Source organism: Micromonospora sp. DT53, from assembly GCF_049841535.1.
In the GTDB taxonomy this organism is placed as follows: Bacteria; Actinomycetota; Actinomycetes; order Mycobacteriales; family Micromonosporaceae; genus Micromonospora.
This window is the reverse complement of sequence record NZ_JBNCKM010000005.1, coordinates 310,743-328,066: the sequence shown is the minus strand read 5'-3', so window position 1 is coordinate 328,066 and position 17,324 is coordinate 310,743. Positions and strand designations below refer to the sequence as shown.

Here is a 17,324-nt window from a genome sequence, read left to right as displayed (position 1 = left end):
TCGCTCCGAGTAGCGTGTTGCCTCCAACGCGTGCCGCTCCCCCTCCGGAGGCGTACACCACCATGGGTGGCTCCCCCCTGCGCATCCTCGTCGTCGGCGCGGGCATTGCCGGCCTGGCCGTAGCCCGGGCGCTGCGCATGGCGGGTTTCCGGCCCGACGTCACCGACAGGCTGCCACCGGGGGAGTCCACCGAGACCGGCCTCTACCTGCCCGGCAACGCCGCCCGCGCCCTACATCGGCTCGACCTGCACGACCCGGTCCGGCCGATCGGGCAGGTGATCCGCCGCCAGCGCTTCTTCGACGCCGCCGGCGTACAACTCTGCGAGGTCGACCTCGACGCACTCTGGGCCGGCGTCGGCGAGTGCCGAGCGCTGCCCCGGGCCGACCTGCACCGGGTGCTGCTCAGCGGCGCCGGCGGGGCCGTCCGGCACGGCGCCGAGGTCCGCACCCTGGACCTGCTCCCGGGCGCGGTAGGCGTCACCTTCACCGACGGCACCACCACGGAGTACGACCTGGTCATCGGCGCCGACGGGCCACGCTCGTCGGTCCGTGCGCTGGCCGCGCTCGGTGGGCCGCCGCGTCCGGTCGGGCAGGTGGTCTACCGGGCCGTCCTGCGCGACGGTCCACCGGTCACCGAATGGACCGCACTGCTCGGCCAGCGTTCCGGCTTCCTCATGGTGCCGATCGGCGCCGGGCGGCTGCACCTCTACGCCGACGAGGCCGGCACCGAGGAACCAGCCGACCCGCTGGCCCGGCTACGGGACCTCTTCGCCGACTACCGCGGCCCGGTACCGGAGGTGCTGGCGGCCCTCGACGAGGTGCACGTCGGGATCACCGACGAGGTCGAGCTGGGCCGCTGGTACCGGGGCCGTGTCCTGCTGGTCGGCGACGCCGCGCACGCCACCGCGCCCACGCTGTCCCAGGGTGCGGCCATGGCGTTGGAGGACGCCGTGGTGCTGGCCGAGTCGCTGCGCGCCGCCAACAGCGTGGAGGCGGCGCTCGTGGCGTACGAAAGTCGGCGCCGTCCGCGTACCCGATGGGTGCGGGACCGGACCCGGGACCGCAACCGGACCAGGGACGTGCCGCCGGCGCTGCGCGACCCGCTGCTGCGCGGACGCGGCGACCGAATCTTCGGGGAGCACTACCGACTTCTGCTCGGCCCGCTGTAGCCCCGTTGGAGATCGTGTCACGCCACCCCACGCGGCGCTGCGACCTGCCGGGGACTATCCTCCTTGCGGATGACGGCCCGCCGATAACCAGCGTGTGCCGAGCGGGACAACCGAGAACCGGAGGCCACTCGTGACCACCGTCGCACCCAAGCCGGTCGTGACCCGGCCCTGGCCGGTCCGGGAGCCGGTCAAGGGGTCGGCCATCGCGCGGCTGCTGCGAACCACGGACGCGAAGCAGATCGGGATCATGTACATGATCACCGCGTTCGCGTTCTTCATGATCGGCGGCCTGATGGCCCTGATCATGCGGGCTGAGCTGGCCCGACCCGGGCTGCAGTTCCTGTCGCCCGAGCAGTACAACCAGCTCTTCACGATGCACGGCACGATCATGCTGCTGTTCTTCGCGACGCCTATCGTGTTCGCGTTCGCGAACTACATCGTGCCGATCCAGATCGGCGCGCCCGACGTCTCCTTCCCCCGGCTGAACAGCTTCGCCTACTGGCTGTACCTGTTCGGCGGCACGATCGCGACCGCCGGGTTCCTCACCCCGGGTGGCGCCGCTGACTTCGGCTGGTTCGCCTACGCGCCGCTGAGCAGCGTCGAGCACTCGCCCGGTGTCGGCGCCAACATGTGGATCATGGGTCTGGCCATCTCCGGCCTGGGCACCATCCTCGGCGCTGTGAACATGATCACCACGGTGCTGACCCTGCGCGCGCCCGGCATGACCATGTTCCGGATGCCGATCTTCACGTGGAACATCCTGGTCACCAGCCTCCTGGTGATCCTGGTCTTCCCGCTGCTGGCCGCCGCGCTCTTCGCGCTCGCCGCGGACCGCATCCTCGGCGCGCACGTGTACGACGCGGCAACCGGTGGGCCAATGCTCTGGCAGCACCTGTTCTGGTTCTTCGGGCACCCCGAGGTCTACATCGTCGCGCTGCCGTTCTTCGGCATCATCAGCGAGATCATTCCGGTCTTCTCCCGCAAGCCGATCTTCGGCTACAAGGGTCTGGTCGCCGCGACCGTCGCGATCGCCGCGCTCTCCATGAGCGTCTGGGCGCACCACATGTTCGCCACCGGCCAGGTGCTGCTGCCGTTCTTCAGCTTCCTGAGCTATCTGATCGCCGTGCCGACCGGTATGAAGTTCTTCAACTGGATCGGCACCATGTGGCGGGGCCAGATCAGCTTCGAGACGCCCATGCTCTGGGCGGTCGGCTTCCTGGTCACCTTCCTCTTCGGTGGTCTCACCGGTGTGCTGCTGGCCAGCCCGCCGATCGACTTCCACGTGTCGGACTCGTACTTCGTGGTGGCGCACTTCCACTACGTGCTCTTCGGCACCATCGTGTTCGCGGTGTTCGCGGGCATCTACTTCTGGTTCCCGAAGATGTTCGGCCGGATGCTCGACGAGCGCCTGGGCAAGATTCACTTCTGGCTCACCATGATCGGCTTCCACACCACGTTCCTGGTGCAGCACTGGCTCGGTGCCGAGGGCATGCCCCGCCGGTACGCCGACTACCAGCCCATCGACGGCTTCACCACGCTGAACACGATCTCCACGATCGGCGCGTTCATCACCGGTATCTCGACGCTGCCGTTCATCTACAACTGCTGGAAGTCGTACAAGACCGGCCCAGTGGTCGAGGTGAACGACCCCTGGGGTCACGGCAACTCGCTGGAGTGGGCGACCAGCAGCCCGCCGCCGCTGCGTAACTTCGACCGCATGCCGCGGATCCGCTCCGAGCGGCCGGCGTTCGACATGAAGTTCCCGGAGCTGGCCGCCGGCCAGAGCCTGGCCGGCCCGCCGGAGGGTGGCGCCAAGCCGCTCACCAGCGAGTCGGACGGCGGAGCCAGCTACCGCGAGGACACCGCGAGCGACGCCGACCGGCACTGACGCTCAAGCCCAGCAGTACGACGGGCGCCGCCCCCGGGACACCGGGAGCGGCGCCCGTCGCCATGTCCAGCCCATCGTCACGTCTCGCCTCACTCCGGCCGCTGCCCGCCGCCCACCATGAGCCCGGCCTGGCCTGGCCTGGCCTGGCGTGGCGTGGCGTGGCGGGGCTTCGGGGGCGATGTCCTCTGATGAGCGTGATGCCGCTCAGTCATCAAGATGACTGAGCGGCATCACGGCCAACAGCAGGTATGCCTGCCGGCTGGCGGACACTGCTATCCGCAGTTACCTCGGCACGCCTGGGACCGGCCGCCGAGGTCGCTGGGCGGCCGTCAGCGGCCGGCCGGGGTGAGGTCTGCCTCGACGGCCGATGGAGCGGCCGCGTCGTCGTTGCGGCGGCGGCGCAGCTCGATCGGCAGCACCACAAGGGTCACCAGCGCGCCGAGCGCACCGGTCACCACGAAGCCCCAGAGTGGCGCGCTGGCGTCGATGACCGCGCCGGCGAGCGGTGCGCCGACCGCGATGCCGACGGTGACCGCGGAGCCGTGCAGCCCCATCGCCTCACCGCGTACCTCGGCCGGAACCAGGCGGCTCACGGCGTCCGAGCCGGCCGCGATGGTCGGTGCGCAGAGCGCGCCGGCGGGGATCAGCGCCAGGCACAGCAGCCACCAGTGCGCACCGCCCAGCCCCACCGGAATGGTGCACAGGGCCAGCGCGGCGGTCAGTGCCAGCGGAGAGAACGAGCGGTGGACGGCCCCGTAGGCGAAACCGCCCACCAGCGAGGCGACCGCCCAGATGGCCAGGACCGCGCCGGTCCAGCCGACTTCGCCGCTGGCCCGCAGGACGGCGACCACCGCCACGTCGGTGCCGCCGAGCACCAGGGTCGCGGCGGCGCTGAGCGCCAGCACGGCGAGCAGTCGGGGTGTCAGCCACTCCCGGCGTGGCACCCGGCGCTGGGGCCCGGTGGGTTCGGCGGCGCCCCGGATCGGTGGGTTGACCAGCCACAGGGCGATCCCGGCGGCGACGATGCCGCCACCGACCAGATACATGGTGGTCTGCGCGGAGATCGCGGTGACCAGGGCCACCGCCAACGCCGGGCCGATCATGAAGGACAGCTCGACCGACATCGAGTCCAGTGCGTAGGCCGGGCGGCGTTGGTCCTCGGGGACCAGCGCGGCGATCGACTGCCGGACCACGGAGAAGATCGGCAGGGCCAGGGAGCCGGCCACGAAGGCGGCCGGCAGGAGCACGGGGTACGTCAGCGAGGGCGCGGTGGACCAGAAGATCGCCTCGGCGATCCCGGTGAGCACCAGGACCGGGCGCAGTCCTCGCCGGTCCACTAGTCGGCCGAGCAGTGGCCCGCCGATCGCCGCGCCCACGGTGACGGCAGCACCCACCAGGCCGGCCGCCCCGTAGCCCCGATCAAGATCGAGCACCACGTGGAAGGTCAGCGTCACCCCCGTCGCGGTGAGCGGGATGCGGGCGAGGACGGCGACCAGCAGCAGTGACCGCAGGCCGGGTAGGGCGAGCGCCCGCCGGTAAGGCTTCATGTTCACGTGGGTCCGTACCTCCGGCGACATCCTCGACCGGGGGCGGGCCGTTGGCCAACCAATTAGCGCCTCATGCGGCCCTGATCACAGGCTGGCCGTGCATGATCACCCCGGCGCCGTCCATCGCGCGGAGGGCGACGTCGGTGGTCGCCGGGGCGACGGCGGCGGTCAACTCGAGCAGCACGGTGGTGGCGAAACCCTCCCGGGCGGCGTCCAGCGCTGTCGCCCGGACGCAGTGGTCCGTGGCGATGCCGACCAGGTCGACCCGGTCCACGTCGTGCCGGCGCAGCCAGTCGGCCAGGCACTCGCCGTCGTCGGCATGCCCCTCGAAACCGGAGTACGCCGCCGCGTGCTCGCCCTTGTGGAAGATCGCCTCGACCCGGGCGGTGTCCAGTTCCGGGTGGAACTCCGAACCGGTGGTGCCGACCACGCAGTGTCGGGGCCAGGACTCCACGAAGTCCGGCGGATCGCCGAAGTGGGCACCCGGATCGACGTGGTAGTCCTTGGTGGCGACCACGTGCGCCCACCGCTCCGGCTCCGAGGCCAGCAACCGGGAGATGCCCGCCGCCACCCCCGCGCCGCCAGCGACGGCCAGCGAGCCGCCCTCGCAGAAGTCGTTCTGCACGTCCACGATGATCAGCGCGTTGGGCATCGGGGGGTTACCTCTCTCCGCACGGTCGGTTCGGTGGCGCTCGGGACGACTCAGCCAGCGGGTACGACGGTGACTGGCACGGCCGGGTCACCGGCCGAGAGCTTCAGCCCCTCCCACGGGATGGAGATCAGACACTCACGCAGGTGCTCCCGGGACTGGTCGAGCGTGGGCAGCGGCTCCGGCTCGCCGGCGACCACGTACGACTGCTGGAGTAGGCGGTCGTTGGGCTGCCGGTCCGGAACGCCCTGCGGAACGATGACCTCCTCGGTGGCGGTGCCGGTCGGCTTGTGCCGGCGGACCGCGACCTTCCGGCCGCCGATGGTCGCCTTGTGCTCGGAGCGCTTCACCACCGGCCGTCCCTCGACCTCGACCAGCTTGTAGACAAGCCCGGCGGTCGGCGCCCCGGAGCCGGTGACCACGGCCGTGCCGGCGCCGTACATGTCCACCGGTTCGGCGGCCAGCGAGGCGATGGCGTACTCGTCCAGGTCACCGGAGACGATGATCTTGGTTTCGGTGGCGCCCAGCGAGTCGAGCAGCTCCCGGGACTGTTGAGCGATCACCGCGAGGTCGCCGGAGTCGATTCGTACCGCCCGCAGCTCCGGCCCGGCCACCGCGATCGCGTTGCGGATGCCCTGGCTGATGTCGTACGTGTCGACCAGGAGCGTGGTGTCCTTGCCCAGCGTGGCGACCTGCGAGGCGAACGCCGCCCGCTCGTCGTCGTGCAGCAGGGTGAACGCGTGCGCCGCCGTGCCCGCCGTCGGGATGCCGTAGCGCGCACCGGCGGCGAGGTTGGAGGTGAACCGGAACCCGGCCAGGTACGCGGCCCGCGCGGCGGCCACCGCTGCCTCCTCGTGCGCCCGACGCGACCCCATCTCGATAAGTGCCCGGCCCCGCGCTGCGGTCACCATCCGGGCTGCCGCCGCAGCCACCGCGCTGTCGTGGTTGAGCACGGACAGCGCCAGCGTCTCCAGCACCACACACTCGGCGAAACCGCCGGAGACGGTGAGGATCGGTGAACCGGGGAAGAACAGCTCGCCCTCGGCGTACCCGTCGACGTCGCCGGTGAAGCGGTAGTCGGTGAGCCACGCCGCCGCCGTCTCGTCGACCACGCCGGTGCGCAGCAGGAACTCGATCTCGGCGGGGTCGAACCGGAAGTCGCGGATCAGCTCGATCAGCCGGGCCGTCCCGGCGACCACGCCGTACCGGCGGCCGCTCGGCAACCGGCGGCTGAACACCTCGAAGACACACCGGCGGTCGGCGGTGCCGTCCTTCAATGCCGCGCTGACCATTGTCAGCTCGTAGTGGTCCGTCAGGAGCGCGGGGCGGTGGATGCTCACCGCCCCACCCTAAGGTTCAGCTCGCGTCGCCGCCGTCGTGGCCCGGGATAGAGCGCAACGCCGCCCACAGCTCGGCCCGGCCGGTAACGCCGAGCTTGGCGTAGATCCGCTGGAGGTGGTTCTCCACCGTGCGCGCCGACAGGTAGAGCCGTTCGGCGATGGCCCGGCTGGGGGCGCCGTGCGCGGCGAGGCGGGCCACCTGCCACTCTCGCTCGGTGAGCACGGGCGCACCGGCCTGGAGCGCCGGCGTCCGGATCAGGTCACAGCGCCCGAGCAACCCGGCGAGGCGCTCCCGGGCGTCGTTGGCCGCCGCCGAGTGTTGGCGGCGCAACCGCTGGACGGCCTGGGAGGTGGCCTCGGCGGCGTACACGATCAACTCCAGGGAGGCGTAGTCGTCGGCGACCGCGAGCAGATCGGTGGGGGAGTCGGTCACCGCGGCGCGGGCGTGCCGGGCCAGCAGCGGCGGGAGCGCCCCGTCGACCCGCTCGGAGAGCTCGGCGAGGCGCTGCGCGACGGTGCGCCGGCCACCGTCGGAGCAGGTCGGCCCGACCGCCATGCCCGCCTGGTCCAGTCGGACGAGGTCGTGCAGGACGTGCACCTCGTGCCCGGCGAAGCCGTCCGCGCGCAGCCGGTCCACCAGGTCGCCGAGATGTTTGATCGCGCCCGGCAGGTCACCCGACGCGGCGAGCGACGCGCCCCGAGCCTGCTCCAGCCAGGGATAGAGCACCGCCATGCCGGGTGCGTGGGTGCGGTCGGCCTCGGCCATCGCCGCGACCGCCTGCGCGGCGTCACCGCGCAGCGCCGCCGACTGGGCGCGTTCGGCCTGGGCCAGACCGGCGTAGACCCGGCTCGTGGCCAACACCGCGCAGGCGCCCAGGGAGGTTCGCATGGCCGCGTCGCTCTGCCCGCGCAGCCGGGCCGCGTACGCCTGGAGGATGGCCAGGTAGCCGGTGCCGAGGCGGAAGTCGCCGGCGCCGGCGAGGTCGGCGAACTCGTCGGCCACGATCGCGTCGATCCCGGCCAGGTCGCCGGTGAGCATGAGCCGGGTGCCTCGGGCCAGCTCCAGGGCCAACTGGAGGTACGGCATGTCGGTGCGCCAGCTCGCTGCGGCCGAGTGCACCTGGGCGATCGCCGTACCGCTGCGGGTCAGCTCGCCCTGCGCGGCCTGGACGTACGCGATTGTGGAACGGGCCAGCTCGCGGGCGGCGACGCCGGCCGCCGGCCGGTCCAGTACCTGTCGGCTGAGCTGCACCGCGGTGGCGGTGTCGAGTCGGTGCAGGCGCATGATCGCCTCGAAGGCGTGGGCCCGGGACCTGTCGGCGGAGTCGCTGAGCTGCTCGACCCGGCTCGCGATCTCCTCCACCGTGGACTGCCGGCTCAGCCCCCAGTAGCTGACCATGCCGCGCACGGTCAGCCAGCGGCAGAGCCGCCGCTCGTCGCCCGGCTCCGGAGTGACCGCGTCGAGGACGTCGATCGCCTCGTCGGGTCGGTCGGCGAACATCAGGATGGTGGCCAGCAACTCTGCGGCGTCGTAGCCGCCGTCGGCGTTCAGCGCGGCCCGCGCCAGGCGGGTCGCCAACGGCACGTCGTAGCGGGTGAACGCCTGCACCGCGGCGTCCAGCAGCAGGGCCGGATCCTGTGCGGTGCCCGAGTCGAGTCGCCAGACGGCCACCCGTAGCAGGTCGTCGCGGCGACGCTTGCCGACCTGTTCGAGCAACTCGGCGAGGTGTGCCTGAAGTCGGCGGGTGCGGCTGACCGGGCAGCGCCGGCGCATCACCTCGCCGTAGAGCGGGTGCGCCAGCCGGACGTTGGTGCGCCGGTCGTGCTGAACCACGCTGATCAGCCCGCGTTCCTCGGCGGTCTCCACATCCGACTGGTCGGCGGCCTGCCGCAGGAGGTGCAGGCCCAGTGGTTCGCCGAACGCGACCAGCTCGACGACCGCGCGGACGCCGTCGGTGAGCTTGCCGACGCGGGTGTCGATGAGGTCGGTCAGGCTGGGCGCCAGCTCCAGGCGCCCGGTCCACTTCCAGATCCCGTACGTGCGCTTCAACTCCGCGCTGCCGTTGGCGGCGTGCACCAGCTCACGCAGGAGTAGCGGGTTGCCGGCCGACAGCCGACCGAGCCGGTCGGCGGAGCCGGCATCGACCGGGCCGCCCAGGATCGCCGCCAACAGGTCGGTGGTCTCCGCCTGCGGCATCGGGGTCAACTCGACGTGCTCGACCAGGTCGTCGGTCCAGAGTGCGCGGATCGGCAGCGGGATCTGCTCGCCGTCGCGCAGGGTGCCGACCACTGTGGCGTTCTCGGCGCGGGCGACCAGGTGCACAAGTGCGGCCGAGGGTGGGTCGAGCAGGTGGGCGTCGTCGATGGCGAGCACGATCCGTCGGCCGGCCGCCTGCTGTTGCAGCACGTTGAGCGCCCACCGCAGGATGCCGGCGGGGGAGAGACCCTGGGGCTGCTCGGCGGGGAGGACCTGGACCAGCCCGCCGAACGGCAGCGCCGCGGTGGTGGCGCTGGCGGCGATGGACCAGATCGCGAACCGGTCGGTGGGCAACGCGCCCACGCCCTCGCGCAGTAATCGACTCTTGCCGATGCCAGCGCTGCCGCTGAAGAAGAGCCCGCGGCCGGCCTCGCCGGTCACCGCCTCCAACAGGCGGTTGAGCTCATCCGTGCGGCCGACGAACCCCCATCGACTCATTCGCGCAGCATATCGATCGGAATCCGTCCGCGCCCGTAGCGTCACCGTGCGAAGTTGAGTAGTCGCACAATTACTGGTGAGTATTCGGAGTGTTCCGACAGGTCACCAGCCCGGCCGTAGTCTTCCGACATCCGGTTCACGCACCGGAATCTTCGCGACCGGCCCGCCGGTCACCTGCAACGGGAGGCACCTGATGAAGCAGGGCCCTCTCCCCTCGGTCGACTCGCCGGACGACATGACCGGCCCAACCGACCTACCCATCTGTGGTCCGCTCCCCACCCGGGTCGGCGCGGCCGGCCCCGGCCCGGACGAGCCGCTCGGTGTGGTCGCCGTCGGCCCGGCCGGCGCCGAGCGGCGTGCCGTGCTCGCCACCCTGCTCGGGCTCGACCCGGTCATGCTCACCGTGCCGGCCGGCAGCTGGTTGGTGGTGCGCAACGCCAAGGTGCCCACCCGTGCGGCGTTCGTGCCCGGTTACCGCCAGCCGCACTCGTACGGCGCGGACCGGGACGCCGCCGGTCCGGCGTTGGCCCGTCCGCCCCGGCGGGTCGAGCTGAGCGTGCCCGAGCCACTGCTGCGGCACTTCACCCTGATCGACGTTCCGGACACCGCCACACTTGGCGTGTCCGGCACGCGGGTGCTGCTCGAAGCGGCGGGCCGAGCCGGCGCGCTGCTCTTCGTGATCGCCGCCGACCAGGCTTTCACCGCCGCCGAGTTGAACCTGCTCGCCGAGGTCGCCCCGACCTCGGTGGAGGTCGTCTTCGCGGTCACCCCTGGCGCGGCGGGTTGGGCTCCGCTGGCCGACGGCGCGGCGACTACGGAGGGCGCGGGGGCGTCCGTCCCGCCGGTCGGAGGTGCGGAGACCGAGGTGGACGCGGTCGCGGTGACGGTGGAGGCACATCGGGCGGCGCTCCTGGCCGCGGTGCCGGCGCTGGCCGGCGCGCGGTGGTTCCCGGTCGACGACGCCGACACCGCCGCCGATCTGCGGCGGGCGTTTGTGGGTTGGGCGTCGCGGGAGGGGTTGCAGCGGGGCAGCGTCGACCCACCGGTCCTGCCGGGCCAGCAGGGCCGCGTCGCGGTGGTGGCCGATCCGGGTGACTGGTCCGAACGGCTCGACCGCCACGCCCGTTCGTGCGCTCAACGGATCCGCCAACATCTCGCGCTGGAGTTGGCGAACATCCACCTGCGGGCCGTTCAGGAGATCGTGTTCGGAGTCGGCTGTGCCGGCCTCCCGGATCTCCTCGACCGGGAGATGGCGGCGTTGTCGCTGTTGGCCACCGCGCAGTGCGACCAGGCGGTGCGCGGCATCGTGACCGACGTCGCGTCCCGGGTGCTGGGCGCGTCGCCGGCCGAGGGCGTGCGACGCCGGATCGCCGCCGCCGTCCAGTACGGCCTGGCCGATCACCGGCCCGGCCACGAATTGGACAAGGTGCTGTTGATCACCAGTACGGCCGGGGTGGCCGAGTTGACCGGCGCGGAGGCGATCGACGCCGCCGCCAGCTATCCGTCGGCGTCCCGCGACGAGGTGCTCCCGCCGGTCGCGGTGGCGCTCTCCGGCGGGTGTTGGCAGCAGTGGCGTACCCCCGGCAACGACGACCACAGCGCGGCGCGGGCCTGGTCCCAGCGGGCGGTGCGCGAGGTCGAGCTGGGGTTGTCCAGGGAGATCTCCCGACGGTTCGAGGTGATCCGCCTCTCGCTGGGCGTGGTGCTCTCCGATGCAGTCGATCACGGCATCCTGCTCGCCTGACGGCGCGCCCACCGGTTGGTCCGGGTCCGGGCCGGACCCCGAGTCCGACGGTGTGCGGGGCGGGTCGGGAGTGCCTGGGGTGGGTGATCCACGCCGGGCCGGCGTTCCGGTTCCTCGGTTCCGGGAAACCGGTGGCACGATGGGGGGCATGGCGGCTCCGCAGGTTGTACCGGTCGAGACGCCGGACACTGACGAGGTGCCGGCGTCCGACCGGCAGTGGGTGACCATCGTGTGGGACGACCCGGTCAACCTGATGACGTACGTGACCTGGGTTCTTCAGAAGCTTTTCGGCTACAGCCGGGAGAGGGCCGAACAGCTGATGCTGGACGTGCACCACAAGGGCCGTGCCGTGGTTTCCACAGGCGCCCGGGAGCGGATGGAGCACGACGCGTCGCAGCTGCACGCGTACGGGCTGTGGGCGACGGTGGACAGATCATGAGCATGTTTCGGCGCCAGGCCGGCCACTACGTCGCAGTCTTCGCCGTCGACGAGGTGCGCGTGCTGCGCAAGGTCGCCTCCGAGGTGGTGGGTCTGCTCACCGATGGCTTCGACCACACCGACCCGGTCGTCGGTCGGCTCTTTCCGGCGGTCTACCCGCAGGACGCTCCGGACACCGCCGAGTTTCGCCGCTACACCGAGGGCGACCTGAAGACCTCGAAGATCGATCAGGCGGGGGCGGTCCTGGCCGCGTTGCCGGACGACGCCGGCGGCGAGGTGCGGCTGGACGCCGAGGCCGCCGAGGCGTGGTTGCGGGCGCTGAACGACGCGCGGCTCGCGATGGGCGTCCGCCTGGAGATCAAGGACGGCACGGATCTGGGCGAGGAGTTGGACGACGCGGTCGCTGAGGACCCGGGTTCCAGCCGGGTGTTCCAGCTGTCGGTCTACGCCTATCTCGGGTATCTACAGGAGTCGCTGCTCAACGCCTTGATCGACTAGGGGTGACCGGCACCACTTCGGCCCGTGCTCGGCAGGCGTTAGGCTGGTGCACGTGCTGAGCATCGACCGGTCGATCATCGACGCGATCGTCGCCCACGCGCGCCGGGATCACCCCGACGAGGCGTGCGGCGTGGTCGCCGGTCCCGTCGGCAGCGACACCCCGACCCGGCACATCCCGATGGACAACGCGGCAAGGTCGATGACCTTCTACGAGTTCGACTCGATGGAGCACCTGCGCGTGTGGCGGGAGATGGACGACCGGGACGAGGAGCCCGTCGTCATCTACCACTCGCACACCGCCACCGAGGCGTACCCGTCGCGGACGGACGTCGCCTTCGCCGGTGAGCCGGGGGCGCACTACCTGCTCGTCTCGACCCGTGAGCCCGACTCGGAGGAGATCCGGTCGTTCCGGATCGTCGACGGCGTGGTCACCGAGGAGCCGGTCCGTGTCGTGGAGGCCGGCGTCGACCCGCACGCCGTCCAGTCCTACATGTTCGGGCAGAGCCCGGCGACGGTCGATTACGAGTGTTCCGGTCGCTGACCTGTCAGCGCCGCAACCGTCTCGTCCCGTCACCGTAGGCACACCCGATCGAGGAGTTCGACATCATGGCTATTGAGGTTCGCATCCCCACCATCCTGCGCAGCTACACCGGCGGCGCCAAGGTCGTCGACGGTGCTGGCGACACGCTCGCCGATCTGCTCACCGACCTGGATTCGCGGCACGGCGGCCTGCGCGGCCGGCTGATCACCGACGCGGGCACGCTGCACCGCTTCGTGAACGTCTACGTCAACGACGAGGACGTCCGCTTCCTCGGCGCGCTGGACGCGAAGCTCTCCGACGGCGACAGCGTCACCATCCTGCCGGCCGTGGCCGGCGGCGCGTTCGGCTTTGCCGCGGCGGCGGCGATCAGTTCGCACAGCGCCGCGGCGGCGGCGATCAGTTCGCACAGCGCCGCCGCCGTGGTGGCCGGCGACGCCGTCGCGGCTCGCTGAGGTCGGCCGCCATGGCGCGGTACGACAGCCTGCTCGACGCCTGCGGGGGCACGCCGCTGGTCGGCTTGCCCCGACTCTCCCCGACGGTGCCCGACGGGGCCCCTCCGGTGCGCCTCTGGGCCAAGCTGGAGGACCGCAACCCCACCGGCAGCATCAAGGATCGCGCGGCGCTGTTCATGGTCCGGGCGGCGGAGGAGGCTGGCCGGCTCCGGGCGGGTGACACCATCCTCGAGCCGACGAGTGGCAACACCGGCATCTCGTTGGCGATGGTGGCCAAGCTGCGCGGCTACCGGCTGGTCTGTGTGATGCCCGAGAACGTCTCCACCGAGCGGGTCCAGCTGCTCCGGATGTACGGGGCAGAGATCATCTTCTCGCCGGCGGCGGGTGGTTCCAACCAGGCGGTCGCCACGGCCAAGCAGATCGCCGCCGAGCACCCCGACTGGGTGATGCTCTACCAGTACGGCAACGAGGCCAACGCGCGGGCGCACTACGAGACGACAGGGCCGGAGCTGCTGCACGACCTGCCCAGCATCACGCACTTCGTGGCCGGGCTGGGCACCACCGGCACCCTGATGGGCACCGGGCGTTACCTGCGGGAAAAGGTCGAGGGCATTCAGGTCGTGGCCGCCGAGCCGCGCTACGGCGAGTTGGTCTACGGCCTGCGCAACATCGACGAGGGGTACGTGCCGGAGCTCTACGACGCCTCGGTGCTGTCCCGGCGGTTCTCGGTCGGCACCCGCGACGCGGTGTTACGCACTCGCCAGCTGGTGGAGGTGGAGGGCATCTTCGCCGGGTTCTCCACAGGTGCCATCCTGCACGCCGCGCTCGCGGTGGCGCATGAGGCGGTTCGCGACGGCCGGCGGGCCGATGTGGCCTTCGTGGTCTGCGACGGCGGATGGAAGTACCTGTCCACCGGCGCGTACGGCGGCACGCTCGCCGATGCCGAGGAAGCCCTGGAGGGGCAGCTCTGGGCCTGACCGATCCGGTCTCCCGACTACGGGCCGTCGACATCCGTCGACGGCCCGTTGGCTGCCCGGCGTACCGCGAGCGGGTGTCACGTTCGTGACAACTTCCGTTGGATGATTCTTGCTGCCGGGCGCGCCAGCGTAGGCTGCGCAGCGTGGCGTACGCGTCGGTAGAGATCATGGCCGGGACCATCGCCGGCACAGGTGCTACTGATAGTGACAGCGAGACCACTCGATGCGACTGACCGTTCTGGGCAGCGCCGGCAGTTTCCCTGGCCCCGAGTCGCCCTGCTCCGCCTACCTCGTCGAGGCCGACGGCTTTCGGCTCCTGGTCGACTTCGGCTCGGGGTCGCTGTCCAGCCTCCAGCGGTACGCGGGGTTGCACGCCCCGGACGCGATCCTGCTGACCCACCTGCACTGCGACCACATGTTCGACGCCGTGCTGTACGTGGTGGTGCGCCGGTACGCCCCGGACGGCCCCTACCCGGCGCTGCCGGTGTACGCGCCCGCCGGTGCGCCGGACCGGCTCAGCGCCGCCTACGGCGACGACGGCTCGGTGGAGGACGTGTACCAGTTCTACGCGCTCCAGCCGGGCACCTTCCCGATCGGCCCGTTCACGATCACCGTCGACCGGGTCAACCACCCCGTCGAGACGTACGGCGTGCGGCTGGAACACGACGGCCGTTCGCTGTGCTACTCGTCGGACACCGCGCCCTGCGAGGCGCTGTTGCGGCTGGCCCAGAACGCCGACGTGTTCCTCTGCGAGGCCAGTTACCTCGACGGCATGGACAATCCGCCGGATCTGCACCTGACCGGTCGGGAGGCCGGCGAGGCGGCGACCAAGGCCGCGGTGGGCCGACTGCTGCTCACCCACCTGGTGCCCGCCTGGGGCAGCGAGGCGCACACGCTGGAGTCGGCCGCCTCCGCGTACGCCGGGCCGCTCGAGGTGGTCCGGCCCGGCGCCAGCTACGACGTCTGACGCGACGCGTCCGGTTCCCGGGGGCCGGGCCGCGGTGTTGTGCCGTACTGTTCGCCGGCCGGTCAGCGGACGGTCGTCTGGCGCACCCGTGGCACCCGCACGGTGTGGGCATGCGGATCGCCATCGTGACCGAGTCGTTCCCACCGGATGTGAACGGCGTCGCGCACTCAGTGGTGCGGACGGCGGAGCACCTGCTCGACCGGGGCCATGAGCCGGTGGTCATCGCGCCCTCCCCGCCCGGTGGCCGGCAGGGCGTCGACCGGCTGCCGTACCCGGTGGTGCGCATTCCGAGCGTGCCGCTGCCCCGCTACCAGGGCTTCCGGCTGGGCGTGCCGACAAACGCCCGACTGGCCGGGGCGCTGCTGTCGGCCGAACCGGACGTGGTCCACCTGGCCAGTCCGTTCGTCCTGGGCGCACGGGCGGCCACGCTGGCCAGCCGGCACCTGTTGCCCACGGTGGCCGTCTACCAGACCGATGTGGCGGCGTACGCGCGGGCGTACCGGGTCAGTTGGGGTGAGGCGGCGGCGTGGCGCCGGATCCGCGAGATCCACAATTCCGCGCAGCGCACCCTCGCTCCCTCGACCCGGGCCGCCGCCGACCTGATCGCCAACGGGGTACTGCGGATCTGGCTGTGGCGGCGCGGCGTGGACGCCGTCCGCTTCGATCCGGCCAAGCGGTGCGCGACGTTGCGGGACCGGCTGGCGCCCGGCGGTGAGCTGCTGGTCGGCTACGTCGGTCGGCTCGCGCCGGAGAAGCGGGTGGAGTTGCTGGCGGCGACGTCCCGACTTCCCGGCGTGCGGGTGGTGGTGGCCGGCGACGGCCCGACCCGCCGCCAATTGGCGCGGGAGCTGCCCGGGGTGACCTTCCTGGGTGTGCAGCAGGGCGAGGACCTGGCGAGGCTCTACGCCAGCCTGGACCTGTTCGTGCACACCGGACCGCACGAGACCTTCGGCCAGACCATCCAGGAGGCGCTGGCCTCCGGCGTGCCGGTCGTGGCGCCGGCCAGCGGCGGCCCGGTCGACCTCGTCGACCACGGCGTGACCGGGCTGCTGGCGCCGCCGAACGACGGCGACGCGCTCGCCGCGGCGGTGGCCGAGCTGGCCGCCGACCCCGACCGGCGGCGGGCCTACGGGCTGGCCGCCAGGGTCGCGGTCAGTCGCCGCAGCTGGGCCGCCGTCGGCGACGAGTTGATCGGGCACTACCACGCGGTACGCACAGTTGCCGCCACGGTCGGCGTACCGGCCGCTTCGTGACCGGGTCGGCCGGCGGGCTGCGGATCGTGCGGCTCGCCAACTTCGTCACGGAACGCTCCGGCGGCCTGCGGACCGCGCTACGGCATCTCGGTGCGGGCTACCGGGCGGCCGGGCACGATCCGGTGCTGGTGATACCCGGTCAGCGGGCCGCCGACGAGACGTACCCGTGGGGCCGGGTGGTCACCCTGGCCGGGCCGCGGCTGCCGGTCAGCGGTGGCTACCGGTTGCTGGCCGGCCGACGCCGGTTGGCCCGGCTCCTCACCGACCTGGCACCGGACCGGTTGGAGGTCTCCGACCGGTCGTCGCTGCGGTGGACGGGCCGGTGGGCGCGGGCGCACGGGGTGCCGTCGGTGATGGTGTCGCACGAGTCGCTGACCGGTCTGCTCGGCCAGTGGGGCGTGCCGGACATGCTGCGCCGCCCGACCGCCGACCGCCTCAACCGGGCGACCAGTCGGGCGTACGACCGGATCGTCTGCACCACCCGGTGGGCTGCCGAGGAGTTCGACCGGATCGGCGCCGACAACGTGGACCTCGTGCCGCTCGGGGTGGACCTGGACACCTTCTCCCCGCACCGGGCGGACCCGCGGGTCCGCGAGCGGTACGCCGACTCCACCGAGTTGCTGTTGGTGCACTGCGCGCGGCTCTCCCCGGAGAAGCGACCGGAGTTGGCCGTGCAGACCCTCGCCGAACTGCGCCGGGCGGGCGTACCGGCGGTGCTCGTGATGGCCGGCGACGGCCCGTTGCGCGGCGCGTTGGCCCGACGGGCGGCGGGGCTGCCTGTCACGTTCACCGGCTTCCTGCCGGACCGCGCCGCGGTGGCCGCGTTGTTGGCCAGCGCGGACGTGGTGCTGGCGCCCGGCCCGGTGGAGACCTTCGGTCTCGCCGGCCTGGAGGCGCTGGCCTGCGGTACTCCGGTGGTGGTCAACGCGGCCAGCGCGCTGCCCGAGGTGGTTGGCGGGGCCGGGCTGGCGGCGTACGGATCGGGGGTGTCGATGGCGGCGGCGGTGACCCGTCTGACGGCCCGGCCGGAGGCGCAGCGGCGGCGGGCCGCCCGGGCGCGAGCCGAGGAGTTCGGCTGGCCGGCCGCTGTCGCCGGGTTCCTCGATGTGCACGACGCGGACGTTCCCCGGGGCACCCCGAGCGAGGTGGATCGCCGCACCGCATAG

General features: G+C 72.1%; 15 protein-coding genes. 11 read left to right on the top strand and 4 right to left on the bottom strand.

What is annotated here, in order from left to right:
* Nucleotides 1–62 precede the first annotated feature (62 nt).
* Together ACLQ3B_RS18450 and ctaD are read left to right on the top strand one after the other, a co-directional pair.
* Nucleotides 63–1,169, top strand: coding sequence for an FAD-dependent monooxygenase (locus ACLQ3B_RS18450; RefSeq protein WP_425781963.1), 1,107 nt, complete (start codon nucleotides 63–65; stop codon nucleotides 1,167–1,169).
* Nucleotides 1,170–1,299: 130 nt separating this feature from the next.
* Nucleotides 1,300–3,057, top strand: a complete 1,758-nt coding sequence (gene ctaD, locus ACLQ3B_RS18445) for a cytochrome c oxidase subunit I (RefSeq protein WP_425781962.1) — start codon at nucleotides 1,300–1,302, stop codon at nucleotides 3,055–3,057.
* 329 nt (nucleotides 3,058–3,386) lie between these two features.
* Here ctaD and ACLQ3B_RS18440 read toward each other — a convergent pair whose 3' ends face one another.
* Genes ACLQ3B_RS18440 through ACLQ3B_RS18425 form a run of 4 tightly spaced genes read right to left on the bottom strand, consistent with a single transcriptional unit; the run spans nucleotide 3,387 to nucleotide 9,288 of the window.
* Nucleotides 3,387–4,634, bottom strand: coding sequence for an MFS transporter (locus tag ACLQ3B_RS18440; RefSeq protein ID WP_425781961.1), 1,248 nt, complete (start codon nucleotides 4,632–4,634; stop codon nucleotides 3,387–3,389).
* A gap of 40 nt (nucleotides 4,635–4,674) precedes the next feature.
* Nucleotides 4,675–5,256, bottom strand: coding sequence for an isochorismatase family protein (locus tag ACLQ3B_RS18435; protein WP_425781960.1), 582 nt, complete (start codon nucleotides 5,254–5,256; stop codon nucleotides 4,675–4,677).
* Nucleotides 5,257–5,306: 50 nt separating this feature from the next.
* A complete protein-coding gene (locus ACLQ3B_RS18430) occupies nucleotides 5,307–6,593 on the bottom strand; it encodes a nicotinate phosphoribosyltransferase (RefSeq protein ID WP_425781959.1) in 1,287 nt (428 codons plus the stop codon).
* A gap of 16 nt (nucleotides 6,594–6,609) precedes the next feature.
* On the bottom strand, nucleotides 6,610–9,288 hold the full coding sequence (locus ACLQ3B_RS18425) for a LuxR C-terminal-related transcriptional regulator (protein ID WP_425781958.1): 2,679 nt from the start codon (nucleotides 9,286–9,288) through the stop codon (nucleotides 6,610–6,612).
* Between the two features lie 193 nt (nucleotides 9,289–9,481).
* On the opposite strand from ACLQ3B_RS18425, the gene ACLQ3B_RS18420 reads away from it, so the two are divergent.
* The 9 genes from ACLQ3B_RS18420 (at nucleotide 9,482) to ACLQ3B_RS18380 (ending at nucleotide 17,324) form a co-directional block, all read left to right on the top strand.
* On the top strand, nucleotides 9,482–11,032 hold the full coding sequence (locus ACLQ3B_RS18420; RefSeq protein ID WP_425781957.1) for a hypothetical protein: 1,551 nt from the start codon (nucleotides 9,482–9,484) through the stop codon (nucleotides 11,030–11,032).
* 148 nt (nucleotides 11,033–11,180) lie between these two features.
* A complete protein-coding gene (clpS, locus tag ACLQ3B_RS18415) occupies nucleotides 11,181–11,471 on the top strand; it encodes an ATP-dependent Clp protease adapter ClpS (protein WP_425781956.1) in 291 nt (96 codons plus the stop codon).
* Nucleotides 11,468–11,968 (top strand): DUF2017 domain-containing protein, encoded by a 501-nt coding sequence (locus ACLQ3B_RS18410; RefSeq protein WP_425781955.1) that lies wholly within the window; start codon nucleotides 11,468–11,470, stop codon nucleotides 11,966–11,968. Before clpS ends, ACLQ3B_RS18410 begins: the two co-directional genes overlap by 4 nt.
* A gap of 52 nt (nucleotides 11,969–12,020) precedes the next feature.
* Nucleotides 12,021–12,509 carry a Mov34/MPN/PAD-1 family protein gene (locus ACLQ3B_RS18405; protein WP_030331272.1) on the top strand — a complete coding sequence of 163 codons (489 nt, stop codon included), beginning with the start codon at nucleotides 12,021–12,023 and terminating at the stop codon, nucleotides 12,507–12,509.
* 65 nt (nucleotides 12,510–12,574) lie between these two features.
* Entirely contained in the window at nucleotides 12,575–12,961 is a 387-nt protein-coding gene (locus ACLQ3B_RS18400; RefSeq protein WP_210821471.1) for a MoaD/ThiS family protein, read from the top strand.
* 11 nt (nucleotides 12,962–12,972) lie between these two features.
* Nucleotides 12,973–13,938: a PLP-dependent cysteine synthase family protein gene (locus ACLQ3B_RS18395; protein WP_425781954.1), complete on the top strand. Its 966-nt coding sequence runs from the start codon at nucleotides 12,973–12,975 to the stop codon at nucleotides 13,936–13,938.
* Nucleotides 13,939–14,161: 223 nt separating this feature from the next.
* Complete coding sequence (locus tag ACLQ3B_RS18390; RefSeq protein WP_357710733.1) at nucleotides 14,162–14,905, top strand: MBL fold metallo-hydrolase; 744 nt, start codon at nucleotides 14,162–14,164, stop codon at nucleotides 14,903–14,905.
* Between the two features lie 110 nt (nucleotides 14,906–15,015).
* On the top strand, nucleotides 15,016–16,158 hold the full coding sequence (locus tag ACLQ3B_RS18385) for a glycosyltransferase family 4 protein (RefSeq protein ID WP_425781953.1): 1,143 nt from the start codon (nucleotides 15,016–15,018) through the stop codon (nucleotides 16,156–16,158).
* The gene (locus tag ACLQ3B_RS18380; protein ID WP_425781952.1) at nucleotides 16,155–17,324 is read left to right on the top strand and encodes a glycosyltransferase; all 1,170 of its coding nucleotides are present in this window, start codon (nucleotides 16,155–16,157) and stop codon (nucleotides 17,322–17,324) included. Before ACLQ3B_RS18385 ends, ACLQ3B_RS18380 begins: the two co-directional genes overlap by 4 nt.